Here is a 15,937-nt window from a genome sequence, read left to right as displayed (position 1 = left end):
ATGCTGCTTTCTGCCAAGGGCAAGCACCGCCGCGGCTCCAAGGCCGTCCGGCTCGTCACGCTGGCCGGCGTCGCCGGTGTCGCCGTCGCGGCTCCGCTGATGGCCGCGGGCACCGCTTCCGCCGCGACCGGTGCCGAGTGGGACCGCGTCGCCTCCTGCGAGTCCGGTGGCAACTGGGCCATCAACACGGGCAACGGCTACTACGGCGGCCTGCAGTTCTCGTCCTCCACGTGGGCCGCGTACGGCGGCAAGGCGTACGCCGCGCAGGCCAACCAGGCCTCCAAGTCCCAGCAGATAGCCATCGCCGAGAAGGTCCTCAAGGGCCAGGGCAAGGGCGCCTGGCCGTCCTGTGGCGTGGGCCTGTCGAACGCCGGCTACACCGGTGGTGGCGAGACCGAGGCCGCCCCGAAGAAGACCGAGACGAAGAAGCAGGAGAAGAAGGCCGAGCCGAAGAAGGAGACCAAGCGCTCCGAGGCTCCGGCCAACCGCTCCGAGCGTCCGGCCGCCCCGTCCAAGCCGAAGACCGAGGCCCCGAAGACCGGCAACGGCTCCTACGAGGTCAAGTCCGGCGACACGCTGGGCACCATCGCCGAGGCGAACAACGTCTCCGGCGGCTGGGAGAAGCTCTTCGAGCTCAACAAGGACATCGTCTCGGACGCCGACCTGATCTTCCCGGGTCAGAAGCTGAAGCTCAGCTGAACCCTGCGGCAACAGTCGCAATAGCGTTCGCAACACGCAGGATTTCCACCGCCCGGCGCGTAACCCCCCACGCGCCGGGCGGTGGTGCGTGCCCGACGTTTTTCCTGATGGCGGGTCCGGCAGCCCCCTCCGGGCAAGAGCCCTATGTCCCGTAAGAGGGGCATTCAGGCCCTTTTTCGTCCCAGGACCCGGGCGGTCGGGTCGCCGAGTGCTCGGAGCCGGTTAGGCTCTAAGCGGCAAGGCCATCCCACGGCCTGACATGCCACCGCACACTCAGCGTCACATCCCAGAAGGAGATGCTCGTGCCGTCCATCGACGTCGTCGTAGCCCGGGAAATCCTGGACTCCCGAGGCAACCCCACGGTCGAGGTCGAGGTTGGCCTCGACGATGGCAGCACCGGCCGTGCTGCAGTTCCGTCCGGCGCCTCCACCGGAGCGTTCGAAGCCGTAGAGCTCCGTGACGGTGACCCCAACCGCTACATGGGCAAGGGTGTCGAGAAGGCCGTCCTCGCCGTCATCGAGCAGCTCGGCCCGGAGCTCGTCGGCTACGACGCCACCGAGCAGCGCCTGATCGACCAGGCGATGATCGACCTGGACGCCACCGAGAACAAGGGCTCCCTCGGCGCCAACGCCATCCTCGGCGTCTCCCTCGCCGTCGCGCACGCCGCGTCCGAGGCCTCCGACCTCCCGCTGTTCCGCTACCTCGGCGGTCCGAACGCGCACCTGCTGCCCGTTCCGATGATGAACATCCTCAACGGTGGGTCGCACGCCGACTCCAACGTCGACATCCAGGAGTTCATGATCGCCCCGATCGGCGCGGAGTCCTTCTCCGAGGCCCTTCGCTGGGGTGCCGAGGTCTACCACACCCTCAAGAAGGTCCTGCACACCAAGGGCCTCTCCACCGGTCTGGGCGACGAGGGCGGCTTCGCGCCGAACCTGGAGTCCAACCGCGCCGCGCTCGACCTCATCGTCGAGGCCATCAAGCAGGCCGGCTACGTCCCGGGCACCCAGATCGCGCTCGCGCTCGACGTCGCCGCGTCCGAGTTCTACAAGGACGGCAAGTACGAGTTCGAGGGCCAGTCCCGCTCGGCCGCCGAGATGACCGACTACTACGCCGAGCTCGTCGAGGCGTACCCGCTGGTCTCCATCGAGGACCCGCTGTTCGAGGACGACTGGTCGGGCTGGAAGACCCTCACCGACCGCCTGGGCTCCAAGGTCCAGATCGTCGGCGACGACCTCTTCGTCACCAACCCGGAGCGTCTCGCCCGCGGTATCGAAGAGGGCTCGGCCAACGCCCTGCTCGTCAAGGTGAACCAGATCGGTTCGCTGACCGAGACCCTGGACGCCGTCGAGATGGCCCAGCGCAACGGCTTCAAGTGCATGATGTCGCACCGCTCCGGCGAGACCGAGGACGTCACCATCGCCGACCTCGCGGTCGCCGTGAACTGCGGCCAGATCAAGACCGGCGCCCCGGCCCGCTCGGACCGCGTCGCCAAGTACAACCAGCTGCTGCGCATCGAGGAGATCCTCGACGACGCCGCGGTGTACGCGGGCCGCAGCGCCTTCCCGCGCTTCAAGGGCTAATCACGCCCTAGCCTCCCTACGTCCCCGCACTCGGTCCCGTACCGTGTGCGGGGACGTATTGCGTAGTGCGCATATAGGGGAGGCGGATCAATGGCCGGGAACCGGGACCGGTTCGCCACGTTCTCGACCGCGACCAGGCTCAAGCAGCTGGGCGAGCGGACCGCGGCGCACGTCTACCGCTCGCAGTCCCGCCGCCAGGTCCGCCGCAGCCGGCTCACCGGCCGGGCCGCCCTGCTCGTCCTGGTCCTCTGTACCCTGGTCGTCGCCCTCGCGTATCCGATGCGCCAGTACGTGTCCCAGCGCTCGGAGATCGCGGAGCAGCAGAAGGCCGCCGTCTCCGCGCGGGACCGGCTGGAACGGCTGCGCGACGAGAAGGCCCGCTGGCAGGACAACGCGTACGCGGAGCAGCAGGCGCGCAAGCACCTGCACTTCGTCCGGCCGGGGGAGACCAGCTACATCATGAACGCCCCCGGAGCCGAGGCGGCCGAACACCGCCGCGGCGGACAGGCCGCCACCGACCGGCCCTGGTACTCCAACGTCTGGGACGGCGTCGACAAGGCCGACCGCCCGGGCGACTGAGTCCCACCCATCCACGATTACGAAAAGACTTCCTCCAGGCATGCAGACGCCCCCGCCCCAGACCGACCGGACCGAGCCGACCGCCGCCGACATCGAGGCGTTCCAGCAGCAGCTCGGCCGCCCGCCGCGCGGGCTGCGCGCCATCGCGCACCGCTGCCCGTGCGGGCAGCCGGACGTGGTGGAGACCGCCCCGCGGCTCCCCGACGGCACGCCCTTCCCGACGCTGTACTACCTGACCTGCCCGCGCGCCGCCGGTGCGATCGGCACGCTGGAGGCCAACGGCGTGATGAAGGCGATGCAGGCCAGGCTCGCCGAGGACCCGGAGCTGGCCGCCGCCTACCGGGCCGCGCACGAGGACTACATCACCCGCCGCGACGCCATCGAGGTGCTCGAAGGCTTCCCGAGCGCCGGCGGCATGCCGGACCGGGTGAAGTGCCTGCACGTGCTGGTCGGCCACTCGCTGGCCGCGGGCCCGGGCGTGAACCCGTTCGGCGACGAGGCCCTGGCGATGCTGCCCGAGTGGTGGGCCAAGGGCGCCTGCGTCACCCCGTGCGCGGAGAAGGCCCCGTGCGAGGAGCAGAAGGAGTCGCGGGCGTGACCCGGGTCGCGGCCGTCGACTGCGGTACGAACTCCATCCGTCTCCTCGTCGCGGACCTGGACCCCTCGACCGGCGAGTTCGCCGAGCTGGACCGCCGGATGACGGTGGTCCGCCTCGGCCAGGGCGTCGACAAGACGGGCCGGCTGGCCCCGGAGGCGCTGGAGCGCACCTTCGCGGCCTGCCGCGAGTACGCGGCGGTCATCAAGGAGCTCGGCGCCGAGCGCCTGCGCTTCGTGGCCACCTCGGCCTCCCGGGACGCCGAGAACCGGGACGAGTTCGTCCGGGGCGTGCTGGACATCCTGGGCGTCGAGCCCGAGGTGATCACCGGGGACCAGGAGGCGGAGTTCTCCTTCACCGGGGCCACGAAGGAGCTGAAGGGCACCGACCACCTGGAGAAGCCCTTCCTGGTGGTGGACATCGGCGGCGGCTCGACCGAGTTCGTGGTCGGCGAGGAGCACGTCCGGGCCGCCCGGTCCGTGGACGTCGGCTGCGTCCGGATGACCGAGCGCCACCTGGTCGTCGACGGGGTCGTCACCGACCCGCCGTCCGAGGCGCAGGTCGCCGCCATACGGGCCGACATCGAGGCGGCGCTGGACCTGGCCGCCGAGAGCGTCCCGCTGGCCGAGGCGCGCACCCTGGTGGGCCTGGCCGGTTCGGTGACCACGGTCGCCGCGATCGCGCTCGGCCTGGCGGAGTACGACTCCTCGGCGATCCACCACGCCCGGATCCCCTACGAGACGGTCCGCGAGGTCAGCGAGCGGATGCTGACCCTGACGCACGCCGAGCGCGCGGCGATCCCGGTGATGCACCCGGGCCGCGTCGACGTGATCGGCGCGGGCGCCCTGGTCCTCCTGGCGATCATGGAGCGGATCGGCGCCACGGAGGTCGTGGTCTCGGAGCACGACATCCTGGACGGCATCGCCTGGTCGGTGGGCTGACGGGAGTCCCGGGGGTCTCCGGGGGTCCCCGAGGGCGCGTCCGGGCCCTTTCGAGGGTCTTACGGGGGCCTTAGGTCCCGTCGTCCACATGAACTTCGTGAAGTTCTTCACAAGGAAAAGATGCCCGTGAGGGCTCTTGAGGCGCCTTTTGGGTGACTCGGGGGCCCCTCGGGCCTTCTTTTTACGAGCGTTCGTGCGAATGGCGGCCGCCGCGAGGGTCCGGCGGTAGGTATCCACGAACCCGGTGGTCTACTCCGCCCAAAGGGCTGGAGGCCAGTTCAGGCCTGGTCTTCAACGACTCCCGTTACACCCTGGTTCCCGCTTCGCGCCATGACCTCGGTCACGTGGGCGGCGGAGTGTAGCAGAGGGTCTCCAGCCCCTTGTGAAGGGGCTCACGAGCGTCACCCCTTGGGGTGCTGGATACTCGTTCCATGAGCACCACGGAGCGTCCCAGGATCCTCGTTGTAGGAGGTGGGTACGTAGGCCTGTACGCAGCCAAGCGCATCATGAAGAAGATGCGCTACGGCGAGGCGACCGTCACGGTCGTCGACCCGCGCTCGTACATGACCTACCAGCCCTTCCTCCCCGAAGTGGCCGCAGGCAGCATCTCGCCTCGGCACGTAGTCGTCCCGCTGCGACGCGTGCTTCCCAAGGCTGAGGTCCTCACCGGCCGGGTCACCAGCATCGACCAGGACCGCAAGGTCGCCGTCGTCACGCCGCTCGTCGGCGAGGCGTACGAGCTGCCTTTCGACTACCTGGTGATCGCGCTCGGCGCCATCTCCCGCACCTTCCCGATCCCCGGCCTCGCCGAACAGGGCATCGGCATGAAGGGCGTCGAAGAGGGCATCGGCCTGCGCAACCACGTCCTTGAGCAGCTGGACAAGGCCGAGTCCACGACGGACGAGGACGTCCGCCGCAAGGCACTCACCTTCGTCTTCGTCGGCGGCGGCTTCGCCGGCGCCGAGACGATAGGCGAGGTCGAGGACATGGCCCGCGACGCCGTGAAGTACTACACCAGCATCAAGCGCGAGGACATGCGCTTCATCCTGGTCGACGCGGCCGACAAGATCCTTCCCGAGGTCGGGCCCAAGCTCGGCACCTGGGGCAAGGAACACCTTGAGTCCCGCGGCATCGAGATCTACCTCAACACCTCCATGGACTCCTGCGTGGACGGCCACGTGGTGCTGAAGAACGGCCTTGAGGTCGACTCCAACACCCTGGTGTGGACCGCGGGCGTCAAGCCCAACCCGGTGCTGGCCCGCTACGGCCTGCCGCTGGGCCCGCGCGGCCACGTGGACGCCGAGCCGACCCTCCAGGTCAAGGGCACGGACTACATCTGGACCGCCGGCGACAACGCCCAGGTGCCCGACCTCGCCGCCCGCAAGGCCGGCGTGGAGAACGCCTGGTGCCCGCCGAACGCCCAGCACGCGCTGCGCCAGGCCAAGGTCCTCGGCGACAACGTCATCTCCGGGATGCGCGGCTTCCCGCAGAAGCCGTACTCGCACTCCAACAAGGGTGCGGTGGCGGGCCTCGGCCTCCACAAGGGCGTGGCGATGATCGTCATGGGCAAGATGAAGATCAAGCTCAAGGGCCGGCTCGCCTGGTACATGCACCGTGGCTACCACGGCATGGCCATGCCGACCTGGAACCGCAAGATCCGCGTCTTCGCCGACTGGACCCTCGCCATGTTCCTCAAGCGCGAGGTCGTCTCCCTCGGTGCCCTGGAGACCCCCCGCGAGGAGTTCTACGAGGCCGCCAAGCCGGCGCCGGCTCCGGCCGCCGCCGCTGCCCCGGCCGAGAAGGCCAAGGCCTCCTGACCGGCTCCGGCCGAACTCCCCCAGCGTGACCCCGAAGGGGCCGCCCGCCATCCGTGGTGCGGGCGGCCCCTTCGGCGTGTCCGGCGGATTGTCCGCCGCCGAGGTGGGGTAGACGCTTGGGTCGGACCGTTATGGAGGTGTGCCATGACCGACGCCGCGCCGCGGCTGGCCGCTGTGGCCGAGACCCTGCTCGGCGCCCCCCTGCCCGTGCGGGTCCGGGCCTGGGACGGCAGCGAAGCGGGCCCGCCCACCGGCCCCGTACTCGTCTTCCACAGCCGCCGTGCCCTGCGCCGCCTGCTGTGGAAGCCGGGCGAACTGGGGCTGGCACGGGCCTGGGTCTCGGGGGACATGACCGTGGAGGGCGATCTGTTCGCCCTCCTGGACCGGGTGGCGCCCCTGCTGTGGGAGCGCGGCCGTCCCCCCGGCGAGGAACCGTCGCCCGAGGCTTCCGCCGGAACGCTCGCGCTGCTGCGCGATCCCGCGGCGCGCGCCGCCGTACGGGACCTCGTGGGCCTCGCGCGGCCCTGGCCGGCGCCCGCTCCGCCGCCCGAGGAGGCCCTGCGCCGCGGCGGGCCGCGCCACACCAAGGGCCGCGACCGCGCGGCCATCAGCCACCACTACGACGTGGGCAACGAGTTCTACGCCCATGTCCTCGGCCCCTCGATGGTGTACTCCTGCGCCTACTGGAGCCCCGGCGGCACCCTGGAGGAGGCCCAGCGCGACAAGCTCGACCTGGTCTGCCGCAAGCTCGCCCTCAAGCCCGGCGACCGGCTCCTGGACGTCGGCTGCGGCTGGGGCTCCATGGCCCTGCACGCGGCCCGCGAGTACGGGGCCAGGGTCACCGGGATCACGCTCTCGCGCGAGCAGGCCGCGTACGCCCGCAAGCGGGTCGCCGAGGAGGGGCTGGCGGACCTGGTGGACATCCGGATCCAGGACTACCGGGACGTCAAGGACGGCCCGTACGAGGCCATTTCCTCCATCGGCATGGCCGAGCACGTGGGCGCCGACCGCTACCGCGCGTACGCCCACACCCTGTACGGGCTGCTGCGGCCCGGCGGCCGGCTGCTGAACCACCAGATCGCCCGGCGCCCCGAGCCGGACGAAGAGGCGTACCGCATCGACGAGTTCATAGACGCCTACGTCTTCCCCGACGGCGAGCTCTCCCCGCTCGGCACCACCGTGGGCGAACTGGAGCGGGCCGGCTTCGAGGTCCGCGACGTGGAGGCGCTGCGCGAGCACTACGCGCTCACCCTGCGGGCCTGGGTGGCACGGCTGGAGGAGCACTGGGAGGAGGCGGTCCGGCTGACCTCGCCCGGCCGGGCCCGGGTCTGGAAGCTGTACATGGCCGCCTCGGCGCTCGGCTTCGAGCACAACCGGCTCGGGGTCAACCAGGTGCTCGCGGTGCGCAGCGAGGGGCCGGGCCGGGCGGACTCCGGGATGCCGCTGCGGGCCCGGGAGTGGCCGGCGCAGCGGTAGGGGAACGGGAACGGCGAAGGCGAAGGGCCCCGCGGCCGTGGAGGTCGCGGGGCCCTTCGCCGTTCGTCCGGCCGGTGCTACTCGGTCTTGATCGCGGTCAGCATGTTCAGCCGGGCCGCGCTGCGGGCGGGCCACATGGCCGCCAGCACGCCGACCACGCCGGCCAGCAGGAGGAAGATGCCGATCCGGTCCCAGGGCAGGACCAGGGAGTAGTCCGGAATGCTCTTGGCGATGGTGGTGCCCACCGCCCAGGCGAGGAAGATGCCGATGGCGACGCCGAGGACCGCGCCGAAGAGCGAGATGACCACCGCCTCTAGGCGGATCATGTTCTTGACCCGGCTGCGGTCGAGGCCGATCGCGCGCAGCATGCCGATCTCCTGGGTCCGTTCGAAGACGGACATGGCCAGGGTGTTGACCACTCCGAGGACGGAGATGATCAGCGCCATGCCGAGCAGGCCGTACATGATGTTCAGCATGGTGTTGATCAGGCCGCCCATCTCGTTGCGCACGTCCTGCTGGGTGGCGACCTTCATCGCCGGGTTCTTGCCGAGGGCGTCGACCACGGCCTGCTGCGCGGTCTTCGAGGCGCCGTCGGTGGTGTTGACGTAGACCTCGGGGATGTACAGGTTCTCGCTGTGCTCGCTGAGGATCTTGTTGTCGAGCACGTACGGGGAGAGCAGGCCGTCGAGGTCCTTGTAGACGGAGCCGACCTTGAGCGTGGCCTTCTTGCCGTCCTCGTACCGGACCTGGAGCGCGGAGCCGACCGAGAGGTTCTGCTTCTTCGCGGTCTTCTCGGCGACGGCCACCTCACCCCGGGCGAGGCTGTCCAGCGAGCCGCTGACGGTCTCCATGTTCAGCATGGAGCGGATGGCCGCCGGGTTGACGCCGGAGGCGGAGTCGGTGTCGTCGCCGATCTTCAGGTAACCCTCGGCACGGGGGGAGGCCTCCTTGATGCCGGGGGCCTTGGCCAGGGCTTCGACGACGGACTTGTCCAGGCTCATGCCCTCGGCGGCCATGGAGACCCGGTAGTCGGCCTTCAGCTTGTCCGTGCTCATCCGGTCGATGGCCTGGCCCAGGGTGATGCCGAGCACCGACAGGGTGGTGACCAGGGTCAGGCCGATCGCCAGGGAGGCGGCGGTGACGGCCGTGCGGCGCGGGTTGCGCACGGCGTTCTGCGCGGCCAGCTTGCCCGGGATGCCGAACACCTTCTGGAGCGCGGGGCGGACCGCCGCGATGAAGGGCTTGGAGAGCAGCGGCAGGACCACGATCAGGCCGATGAGCATGAAGAACGCGCCGGCGCCGACGAACAGGCGGCCGTTCGAGCCGCCCGCGGACACGCCGAGCAGGACCAGGCCGATGCCGAGGAGGCTGATGACCGAGCCGATGACGTTGCGCACGACCAGGGACTTCGCGGTGGCCGGGAGGTGGGCGCTGCCCATGGCGGCGACCGGGGCGATGCGACCGGTGCGCCAGGCGGGCAGCAGGGCGGCGAGGGTGGTGACGAGCACGCCGATGACCAGGGCCGCGACGATGGTGCCCGGGGCGATCACGAGGTCGCCGGCCGGGAGCTTGGCGCCGAAGGCCTCGATGGCGGAGCGCATCCCGATGGCCAGGCCGATGCCGGCGATCAGGCCGACGACGGCGGAGACCACGCCGACGACGACGGCTTCGGCGAGCACCGAGCGCATCACCTGGCCGCGGTTGGCGCCGACGGCGCGCAGCAGGGCCAGCTCCTTGGTGCGCTGGGTGACCAGCATGGTGAAGGTGTTGTAGATCAGGAAGACGCCGACGAAGAGCGCGATGCCGGCGAAGGCGAGGAGCATCGTGTTCATGCTGGTCATGCCCTTCTCGACCTCCTTCGCCTGCTCGGCCGCGAGGGCGGCGCCGGTCTGGGCCTTGGTGTGCTCGCCGACGAGCGGCTTGATCTCGGCGAGCAGCTGGTCGGCGGAGGTGCCGGCCTTGGCCGCGACCGACAGCTCCTCGTAGAAGCCGGGCTTGAGGTAGAGCTCCTGGGCGACGGCGTCGTCGAAGAGGACCAGGCTGCCGCCCGCGCTGACCGCGCCGTCCTCGGTGGTGAAGACGCCGGAGAGGGTGTACTCCTTCACCGGGCCGTTGGTGGCGACGCGGACCTTGTCGCCGACCTTGTACTTGCCCGCGTCGGCGGTCGCCCGGTCGAGGGCGATCTGGCCGGCACTGGCCGGGCCGGCGCCCTCGGTGAAGGTGTAGCGCGGATCCTTGCCGTCCTTGACCGGGGCGTAGTTGGAGCCCTTGTTGGACCAGCCGGAGCCGATCAGGTTGCCCTTCTCGTCACCGACGCCGGCGAAGCCGGAGACCCGGCCGGAGACCGAGTCGACGCCGCTCAGGGCCTGGACCTTGGCCAGGGTCTGCTGGGAGATCCCGGCCTCGCCCTCCTTCTGGCCGTCCTCGTTGCGGCGCTGGCCGTAGGAGGTCACGGAGACCGCGACGCCGTCGTAGCTCTTGGCGGACTGGCTGGAGAGGGACTTGCTGAGGGTGTCGGTGAAGACGAGCGTGCCGGAGACGAAGGCGACGCCGAGGACGACGGCGAGCACCGTCATCAGCAGCCTGGCCTTGTGCGCGAGTACGTTGCGCAGGGCGGTACGGAACATGGTGGAGGAGTCCAGAGTTAAGGGGTCAGCGGGGACGGGGAGGGAACGTCCCTCAGCTGGTGCGGCCCTTGGCGTCGAAGGCCTTCATGCGGTCGAGCACGCCGTCCGCGGTGGGGTTCAGCATCTCGTCGACGATGCGGCCGTCGGCGAGGAAGATCACGCGGTCCGCGTAGGAGGCGGCGGCCGGGTCGTGGGTGACCATGACGACGGTCTGGCCGAGCTCGCGGACGGAGTTGCGCAGGAAGCCGAGGACCTCGGCGCCGGAGCGCGAGTCCAGGTTTCCGGTGGGCTCGTCACCGAAGATGATCTCGGGGCGGGAGGCCAGGGCGCGGGCGACGGCCACGCGCTGCTGCTGGCCGCCGGAGAGCTGGGTGGGGCGGTGGCCCAGACGCTCGGAGAGGCCGATCATGCTGATCACCGAGTCCAGCCACTGCTTGTCGGGCTTGCGGCCCGCTATGTCCATGGGGAGCGTGATGTTCTCCAGGGCGGTCAGCGTCGGCAGCAGGTTGAAGGCCTGGAAGATGAAGCCGATCTTGTCCCGACGCAGCTGCGTGAGCTGCTTGTCCTTGAGCGTGGAGAGCTCGGTCTCGCCGATGCGGACGGATCCGGCGGAGAAGGTGTCCAGACCGGCCACGCAGTGCATCAGCGTGGACTTGCCGGAGCCCGAGGGGCCCATGATCGCGGTGAACTGGCCCTGGGCGAAGTCCACGGTGACGTTGTCCAGGGCGACCACCTGGGTCTCGCCCTGGCCGTACACCTTGGAGAGGCCGGTGGCGCGCGCGGCGACGGCCTGGGAGGTGTGCGGGGCGTAGTTCATGGTGGTCACGGGGGCGACTCCTGACAGGGACGGGGCCTGCGGACCGGGCTCACGGTCCGCGGTTGGGCGGGACCCTTCCATCCTCGTGGCGGGTACCCCCGCTCCGGATCAGCCGTGATGCCCGTTCCACGGGCCACTGGAGTCTGACCGAGGAGGGGCCGGTCTCCTCCTCTGGTATGACGGCCGGCCGCGCGGAGTAAGGGGAGGGACCCGGCGGCGGCCGCGGCTGAGGGGGTGGCGCGCGGGGTGGCGCGGGCCGTCGAAATCCCGTCAATCCCACGTGGCCATGATCGATGCGGTGAGGGGGCCGACCGTGCGTTCTCTGCCCTGACGCCCCATCAATCACCAATGAAATCAGACAACATCGGCGAGACTCCCAGGTCGGGGCGTAGTTCCGACGGATAGACTCGCCCGCAGGGTTCAGGGCTTTTCCCAGGGGGCCGCTATGCCTTGCCCGGATGGTGGAATGCAGACACGGCGAGCTTAAACCTCGCTGACCTTCGGGTCGTGCCGGTTCAAGTCCGGCTTCGGGCACGACGACGTTCCGCGCGAAGCGGAAGCGCGAGCGGCGGGGGCGCCCGAGGGGCCCCCGCCGCTTTTTTTGCCGGGGCCGCGACGAGGGCGGCCCGGAAAATCCTCCTAGAGCAGTAGGGCGATTCCTTTGCTACCGCATTACTCTTGACACCAAGGCCGCGCACGGTGGCCACGGAGGAGTGAGATGAGGAGCAGCAACCCGGTCTTCTCGCGACGGGGGTTCAGCCGCGACAACGGCGCTTACGCGGGCTTCGGCACGCAGCAGCCCCAGGCCGGGACCACGACCAACCCGTACGCGACCAACCCCTACGCGACCGACCCGGCCACGGGTATGCCGCAGGCGCCGGTCCGCGGAAACGCGATGACCATCGACGACGTCGTGAGCCGTACGGCCATGACGCTCGGCACGGTCATCCTCACGGCGGTCATCTCGTGGATCGCGCTTCCGGTCGACGCGGCCAACCTGAAGACCTCGTACGGCATCGCCATCGGCGCCGCGCTCGTCGCGTTCGTCTTCGCGATGGTCCAGTCGTTCAAGGCCAAGCCCGTCCCGGCGCTGATCCTGGCCTACGCGGCGTTCGAGGGCGTCTTCCTCGGTGTCATCAGCTCGGCCACCAGCACCTACCTCGGCCCCGGCACGGTCATCCAGGCCGTCATGGGCACGATGTGCGTCTTCGCCGGCGTGCTGATCGCCTACAAGATGCGCTGGATCAACGTGAACCGGCGCTTCGTCGGCTTCGTGATGGCGGCCGCCATGGGCTTCATGCTCCTGATGGTCGTCAACCTGCTGTTCTCGATCTTCGCGGGCGGCGACGGCCTCGGCTTCCGCAGCGGCGGCCTCGGCATCCTCTTCGGTGTCATCGGCATCATCCTCGGCGCCTGCTTCCTCGCCATGGACTTCAAGCAGGTCGAGGACGGCGTGACCTACGGCGCCCCGCGCGAGGAGTCCTGGCTGGCGGCCTTCGGCCTCACCATGACCCTGGTGTGGATCTACATGGAGATGCTGCGCCTGATCTCCATCCTCAAGGGCGACTGACCCCGTACCCGTTGAGCAGAGGAAGGCCCCGCGAGCACACGCTCGCGGGGCCTTCCCGCGTGTCGGGGGTCAGGAAGTCAGGGGGTCAGGAGGTCGGAGACAAGGACAGGGGCAGGGGCTCGCCGCTCAGCCGAATCTGCGGGCGGCCCTGCGCAGGTCGTACTCGTGGATGATCGCCTTGGCCTGGCCGTACGAGAGCTCGTGCGCGCCGCGCAGCCAGCTGACCTTCTCTTCGAACCGGATGAGGGAGGGGCCCTCGTCCACGGTGCGGAGCCAGTCGGAGAGTTCACGACCGGTGGTCTCGGGGATTCTGTCGATCATGTTGCGGTGTGTCTGCTCGGAGAACTCTACGGACATGGGCGCCTCCGGAGGTATCGCCGTTCTGCTCTCTTCACGCCACCGTGCCGGAGAGTTCGCCCGTTGGCAATGGTGCCGCGGCGGCGCGTAAGGTCGGCCGGGTGCTCGATACCTCACCCCTGACCGCCGCCGTGGAACGCTTCGCCGACCGGCTCCGGGCCGCGCCGCAGAGCCGGCTGGGGCAGGGCGCCGCCGAGACGGCGCTGGAACTGGCCCGGGAGCTCTCCGTACGGGCGCAGCGGCTGGAGGCCGCATCCGCCGGCGCCGGGGACGGCACGGGGGCGGCTCCGGCGCGGGAGATGCCGGACGCGGGGATGTTCGTCGTCGGCGATCAGGTGGCCGTGGCCGGGCTGGACCTCGCGGAGGCACTGCGCACGCTGGGTCCCGCAGGGGAGCCCGTACCGGGCCCGGACGGCGCGAAGGCCCCGTCCGAGATGCTGGACGAGGCCGTACGGCTGGTGGAGCGGGCGGAAGTCAGAGCGATGCGATGACGCGGTCCGCGAGGATGTAGACGTTGCTGTCCGGGTCCTCGGCGTCGCCGCAGGAGAAGGTCAGGGCGTAGGCGCCGGAGATGCCCGAGCCGCCCAGCAGGACCGGAGCGCTGCCCGAGCGCAGGGCATCGGCCAGGCGCTCCGCGGTCTCCCGGTGTCCCGGGGTCATGCAGAGCGTGGTGCCGTCGGTGAAGACGTACACGTCCAGGGTGCCCAGCGGGCCGGGGCGGACGTCCGCGAGGGCCGTACGGGCCTCCGCGAGCTCCTCCAGGCGGCTGACGGTGCGCTCGTGGTCGGCGCCGGGGTGCGAGGCCTGGACCGGCACGAAGTCGGGGTGCGAGGGGTGGCGCCGGCGGGCGGCGGCCAGCTCGGCCGAATCCTCCGGGTACTCCTCGACCAGGTCCTCGCCGATGAGCGGCTCCAGGCCGACCATGTCCGCCTGCCGGGGCAGGAACACCGGGCCGTCCTCGCCGAGCCCGCTCAGCCCGCCCAGCAGGGAGGGGGCGTCGGCCGCGTCGCGGGCCTCCTGGGCGGCCCAGAAGGCGCGGGCCTCGGCGAGCTCGCGCTCGCGCTCCTCGGCGAGGGCCTCGGCCACGGCGGCTCGTATCTCGGCTGCGGGGGACTCCACGGCGCTGCGGGCGTGCGGGACGGTGGCACCACGGGGGTGAGCCGAGACCACCAGCTCACCGCGCAGGGCCGTGACCTGCTTGCGCAGGCCGTGGACGGCGTGCAGCGCGGCAGCGCCGACGGTCGTGGCAGCGGCCGTGGTCAGCAGTAGGGCAAGAGACATGGCGCTCACTGACTAACTCCTGATTGATTCGATCCCCCGACTTCCTACATCAGCTTGTCCTGACCTGGGAATGGCTTGCAGTGCATTACGTCATGAATTGGACAGGCCTTTCGTCCCGACGCCCCCGTGGGAACCTGCCCTGACCTGGGAAAACAATGATCCCCCAGGACTAAGGTCACATCCTGGGGGACATTTGGTTACAGAATGGCCGCGACAGGATTAGATTCGATGTCAGTACGGCGTATGGGATCAAGCGGATCCCTTACGGCGCCTGGCATCGGACCTTGATCCGGTCGGCCGCCGACTAGCTCAAACGCTCGATGACCATGGCCATGCCCTGGCCGCCGCCGACGCACATCGTCTCCAGGCCGAACTGCTTGTCGTGGAACTGGAGGCTGTTGATCAGCGTGCCGGTGATGCGCGCACCGGTCATCCCGAAGGGGTGACCGACGGCGATGGCCCCGCCGTTGACGTTCACCTTCTCCAGGGGGATCTCCAGATCCCGGTAGGACGGGATGACCTGGGCCGCGAAGGCCTCGTTGATCTCGAACAGGTCGATGTCGCCGACGGTCAGGCCCGCCCGCTTCAGCGCCTGCCTGGAGGCCTCGACCGGGCCCAGGCCCATGATCTCGGGGGAGAGGCCGGTGACACCGGTGGAGACGATCCGGGCCAGCGGGGTCAGGCCCAGCTCGCGGGCCTTGGTGTCGCTCATGACGACCAGCGCGGCGGCGCCGTCGTTCAGCGGGCAGCAGTTGCCGGCCGTGACCAGGCCGTCGGGGCGGAAGACGGGCTTGAGGCCCTCGACGCCCTCCAGCGTGACCCCGGCGCGCGGGCCGTCGTCGGTGGAGACGACCGTGCCGTCCGGGGTGGTGACCGGGGTGATCTCGCGGGCCCAGAAGCCGTTCTTGATGGCTTCCTCGGCCAGGTTCTGCGAGCGGACGCCGAACTCGTCCATGTCGCGGCGGGTCACGCCCTTGAGGCGGGCCAGGTTCTCGGCGGTCTGCCCCATCGCGATGTACGCGTCGGGGACCAGGCCGTCCGTGCGCGGGTCGTGCCAGGAGGAGCCGGTGCTCTGGGCGACCGAGGCGGTACGGGCCTCGGAGTCGGCGAAGAACGGGTTGTGGGTGTCCGGCAGGCCGTCGGAGGAGCCCTTCACGGACCGGGACACCATCTCCACGCCCGCGGAGATGAAGACGTCGCCCTCGCCCGCCTTGATGGCGTGCAGGGCCATCCGCGAGGTCTGGAGCGAGGAGGCGCAGTAACGGGTGATCGTGGTGCCGGGCAGGTAGTCCATGCCCATCTGCACGGCGACGATGCGGCCCAGGTTGTGTCCCTGCTCGCCGCCCGGGAGGCCGCAGCCCAGCATCAGGTCGTCGATCTGGCGCGGGTCCAGCTCGGGGATCTTGGCGAGGGCGGCCTGGATGACCGTGGCCGTCAGATCGTCCGGGCGGACGTCCTTGAGGGATCCCTTGAAGGCACGGCCGATCGGCGACCGGGCGGTGGAAACGATGACGGCTTCGGGCATCGGGGCTCCAAGGGAGGTGGTGTCGTACCGGGACCGCATGCGAAGTTACCGCCCCGTACCGTCGAGGTCA

The 15,937-nt window shown here is 70.2% G+C and carries 14 protein-coding genes and 1 tRNA gene; 10 read left to right on the top strand and 5 right to left on the bottom strand.

The window, feature by feature from the left end; genetic code table 11:
- The 7 genes from ACFXDJ_RS27540 to ACFXDJ_RS27510 all read left to right on the top strand — a co-directional run bounded on the left by ACFXDJ_RS27540 (position 1) and on the right by ACFXDJ_RS27510 (position 7,690).
- Complete coding sequence (locus ACFXDJ_RS27540; protein WP_384650921.1) at positions 1–699, top strand: transglycosylase family protein; 699 nt, start codon at positions 1–3, stop codon at positions 697–699.
- A 296-nt stretch (positions 700–995) separates the two neighbouring features.
- Entirely contained in the window at positions 996–2,282 is a 1,287-nt protein-coding gene (eno, locus tag ACFXDJ_RS27535; protein WP_384650919.1) for a phosphopyruvate hydratase, read from the top strand.
- Positions 2,283–2,372: 90 nt separating this feature from the next.
- Positions 2,373–2,861: a septum formation initiator family protein gene (locus ACFXDJ_RS27530; RefSeq protein ID WP_384650917.1), complete on the top strand. Its 489-nt coding sequence runs from the start codon at positions 2,373–2,375 to the stop codon at positions 2,859–2,861.
- 40 nt (positions 2,862–2,901) lie between these two features.
- Positions 2,902–3,459 carry a DUF501 domain-containing protein gene (locus tag ACFXDJ_RS27525; protein WP_384850659.1) on the top strand — a complete coding sequence of 186 codons (558 nt, stop codon included), beginning with the start codon at positions 2,902–2,904 and terminating at the stop codon, positions 3,457–3,459.
- On the top strand, positions 3,456–4,397 hold the full coding sequence (locus ACFXDJ_RS27520; RefSeq protein ID WP_384850657.1) for an exopolyphosphatase: 942 nt from the start codon (positions 3,456–3,458) through the stop codon (positions 4,395–4,397). Before ACFXDJ_RS27525 ends, ACFXDJ_RS27520 begins: the two co-directional genes overlap by 4 nt.
- Positions 4,398–4,828: 431 nt before the next feature.
- Positions 4,829–6,214, top strand: coding sequence for an NAD(P)/FAD-dependent oxidoreductase (locus tag ACFXDJ_RS27515; protein ID WP_384650913.1), 1,386 nt, complete (start codon positions 4,829–4,831; stop codon positions 6,212–6,214).
- A 144-nt stretch (positions 6,215–6,358) separates the two neighbouring features.
- Positions 6,359–7,690, top strand: a complete 1,332-nt coding sequence (locus ACFXDJ_RS27510; protein WP_384650911.1) for a class I SAM-dependent methyltransferase — start codon at positions 6,359–6,361, stop codon at positions 7,688–7,690.
- A gap of 77 nt (positions 7,691–7,767) precedes the next feature.
- Here the strand turns inward: ACFXDJ_RS27510 and ACFXDJ_RS27505 are convergent, their stop codons facing one another.
- Positions 7,768–10,317: an ABC transporter permease gene (locus tag ACFXDJ_RS27505; RefSeq protein WP_384650909.1), complete on the bottom strand. Its 2,550-nt coding sequence runs from the start codon at positions 10,315–10,317 to the stop codon at positions 7,768–7,770.
- A gap of 52 nt (positions 10,318–10,369) precedes the next feature.
- Positions 10,370–11,134 carry an ABC transporter ATP-binding protein gene (locus tag ACFXDJ_RS27500; protein ID WP_384650945.1) on the bottom strand — a complete coding sequence of 255 codons (765 nt, stop codon included), beginning with the start codon at positions 11,132–11,134 and terminating at the stop codon, positions 10,370–10,372.
- A 452-nt stretch (positions 11,135–11,586) separates the two neighbouring features.
- Here ACFXDJ_RS27500 and ACFXDJ_RS27495 point away from each other — a divergent pair.
- Positions 11,587–11,668, top strand: a tRNA-Leu gene (locus ACFXDJ_RS27495).
- 184 nt (positions 11,669–11,852) lie between these two features.
- Positions 11,853–12,704, top strand: coding sequence for a Bax inhibitor-1/YccA family protein (locus ACFXDJ_RS27490; RefSeq protein WP_384650907.1), 852 nt, complete (start codon positions 11,853–11,855; stop codon positions 12,702–12,704).
- A 126-nt stretch (positions 12,705–12,830) separates the two neighbouring features.
- On the opposite strand, the gene ACFXDJ_RS27485 is transcribed toward ACFXDJ_RS27490, so the two are convergent.
- A complete protein-coding gene (locus ACFXDJ_RS27485; protein WP_384650905.1) occupies positions 12,831–13,061 on the bottom strand; it encodes a DUF4287 domain-containing protein in 231 nt (76 codons plus the stop codon).
- Between the two features lie 101 nt (positions 13,062–13,162).
- On the opposite strand from ACFXDJ_RS27485, the gene ACFXDJ_RS27480 reads away from it, so the two are divergent.
- On the top strand, positions 13,163–13,552 hold the full coding sequence (locus ACFXDJ_RS27480; RefSeq protein WP_384650902.1) for a hypothetical protein: 390 nt from the start codon (positions 13,163–13,165) through the stop codon (positions 13,550–13,552).
- Here the strand turns inward: ACFXDJ_RS27480 and ACFXDJ_RS27475 are convergent.
- Both ACFXDJ_RS27475 and ACFXDJ_RS27470 read right to left on the bottom strand, forming a co-directional pair.
- Positions 13,536–14,342, bottom strand: coding sequence for a hypothetical protein (locus tag ACFXDJ_RS27475; protein ID WP_384650901.1), 807 nt, complete (start codon positions 14,340–14,342; stop codon positions 13,536–13,538). The genes ACFXDJ_RS27480 and ACFXDJ_RS27475 overlap by 17 nt on opposite strands.
- 304 nt (positions 14,343–14,646) lie before the next feature.
- Entirely contained in the window at positions 14,647–15,867 is a 1,221-nt protein-coding gene (locus ACFXDJ_RS27470) for an acetyl-CoA C-acetyltransferase (RefSeq protein WP_384650899.1), read from the bottom strand.
- Positions 15,868–15,937: the final 70 nt, after the last annotated feature.

This window comes from Streptomyces sp. NPDC059443, assembly GCF_042750105.1.
Classification (GTDB): Bacteria; Actinomycetota; Actinomycetes; order Streptomycetales; family Streptomycetaceae; genus Streptomyces.
The sequence above is the reverse complement of the archived record's forward strand: the minus strand, read 5'-3'. Positions and strand labels throughout refer to the sequence as shown.

What these genes read in the sequence shown, in the direction of transcription:
- ACFXDJ_RS27540 (WP_384650921.1), top strand. Translation starts at nt 1, where the DNA reads ATGCTGCTTTCTGCCAAGGGCAAGCACCGCCGCGGCTCCAAGGCCGTC.
- eno (WP_384650919.1), top strand. Translation starts at nt 996, where the DNA reads ATGCTCGTGCCGTCCATCGACGTCGTCGTAGCCCGGGAAATCCTGGAC.
- ACFXDJ_RS27530 (WP_384650917.1), top strand. Translation starts at nt 2,373, where the DNA reads ATGGCCGGGAACCGGGACCGGTTCGCCACGTTCTCGACCGCGACCAGG.
- ACFXDJ_RS27525 (WP_384850659.1), top strand. Translation starts at nt 2,902, where the DNA reads ATGCAGACGCCCCCGCCCCAGACCGACCGGACCGAGCCGACCGCCGCC.
- ACFXDJ_RS27515 (WP_384650913.1), top strand. Translation starts at nt 4,829, where the DNA reads ATGAGCACCACGGAGCGTCCCAGGATCCTCGTTGTAGGAGGTGGGTAC.
- ACFXDJ_RS27510 (WP_384650911.1), top strand. Translation starts at nt 6,359, where the DNA reads ATGACCGACGCCGCGCCGCGGCTGGCCGCTGTGGCCGAGACCCTGCTC.
- ACFXDJ_RS27505 (WP_384650909.1), bottom strand. Translation starts at nt 10,317, where the DNA reads ATGTTCCGTACCGCCCTGCGCAACGTACTCGCGCACAAGGCCAGGCTG.
- ACFXDJ_RS27500 (WP_384650945.1), bottom strand. Translation starts at nt 11,134, where the DNA reads ATGAACTACGCCCCGCACACCTCCCAGGCCGTCGCCGCGCGCGCCACC.
- ACFXDJ_RS27490 (WP_384650907.1), top strand. Translation starts at nt 11,853, where the DNA reads ATGAGGAGCAGCAACCCGGTCTTCTCGCGACGGGGGTTCAGCCGCGAC.
- ACFXDJ_RS27485 (WP_384650905.1), bottom strand. Translation starts at nt 13,061, where the DNA reads ATGTCCGTAGAGTTCTCCGAGCAGACACACCGCAACATGATCGACAGA.
- ACFXDJ_RS27475 (WP_384650901.1), bottom strand. Translation starts at nt 14,342, where the DNA reads ATGTCTCTTGCCCTACTGCTGACCACGGCCGCTGCCACGACCGTCGGC.
- ACFXDJ_RS27470 (WP_384650899.1), bottom strand. Translation starts at nt 15,867, where the DNA reads ATGCCCGAAGCCGTCATCGTTTCCACCGCCCGGTCGCCGATCGGCCGT.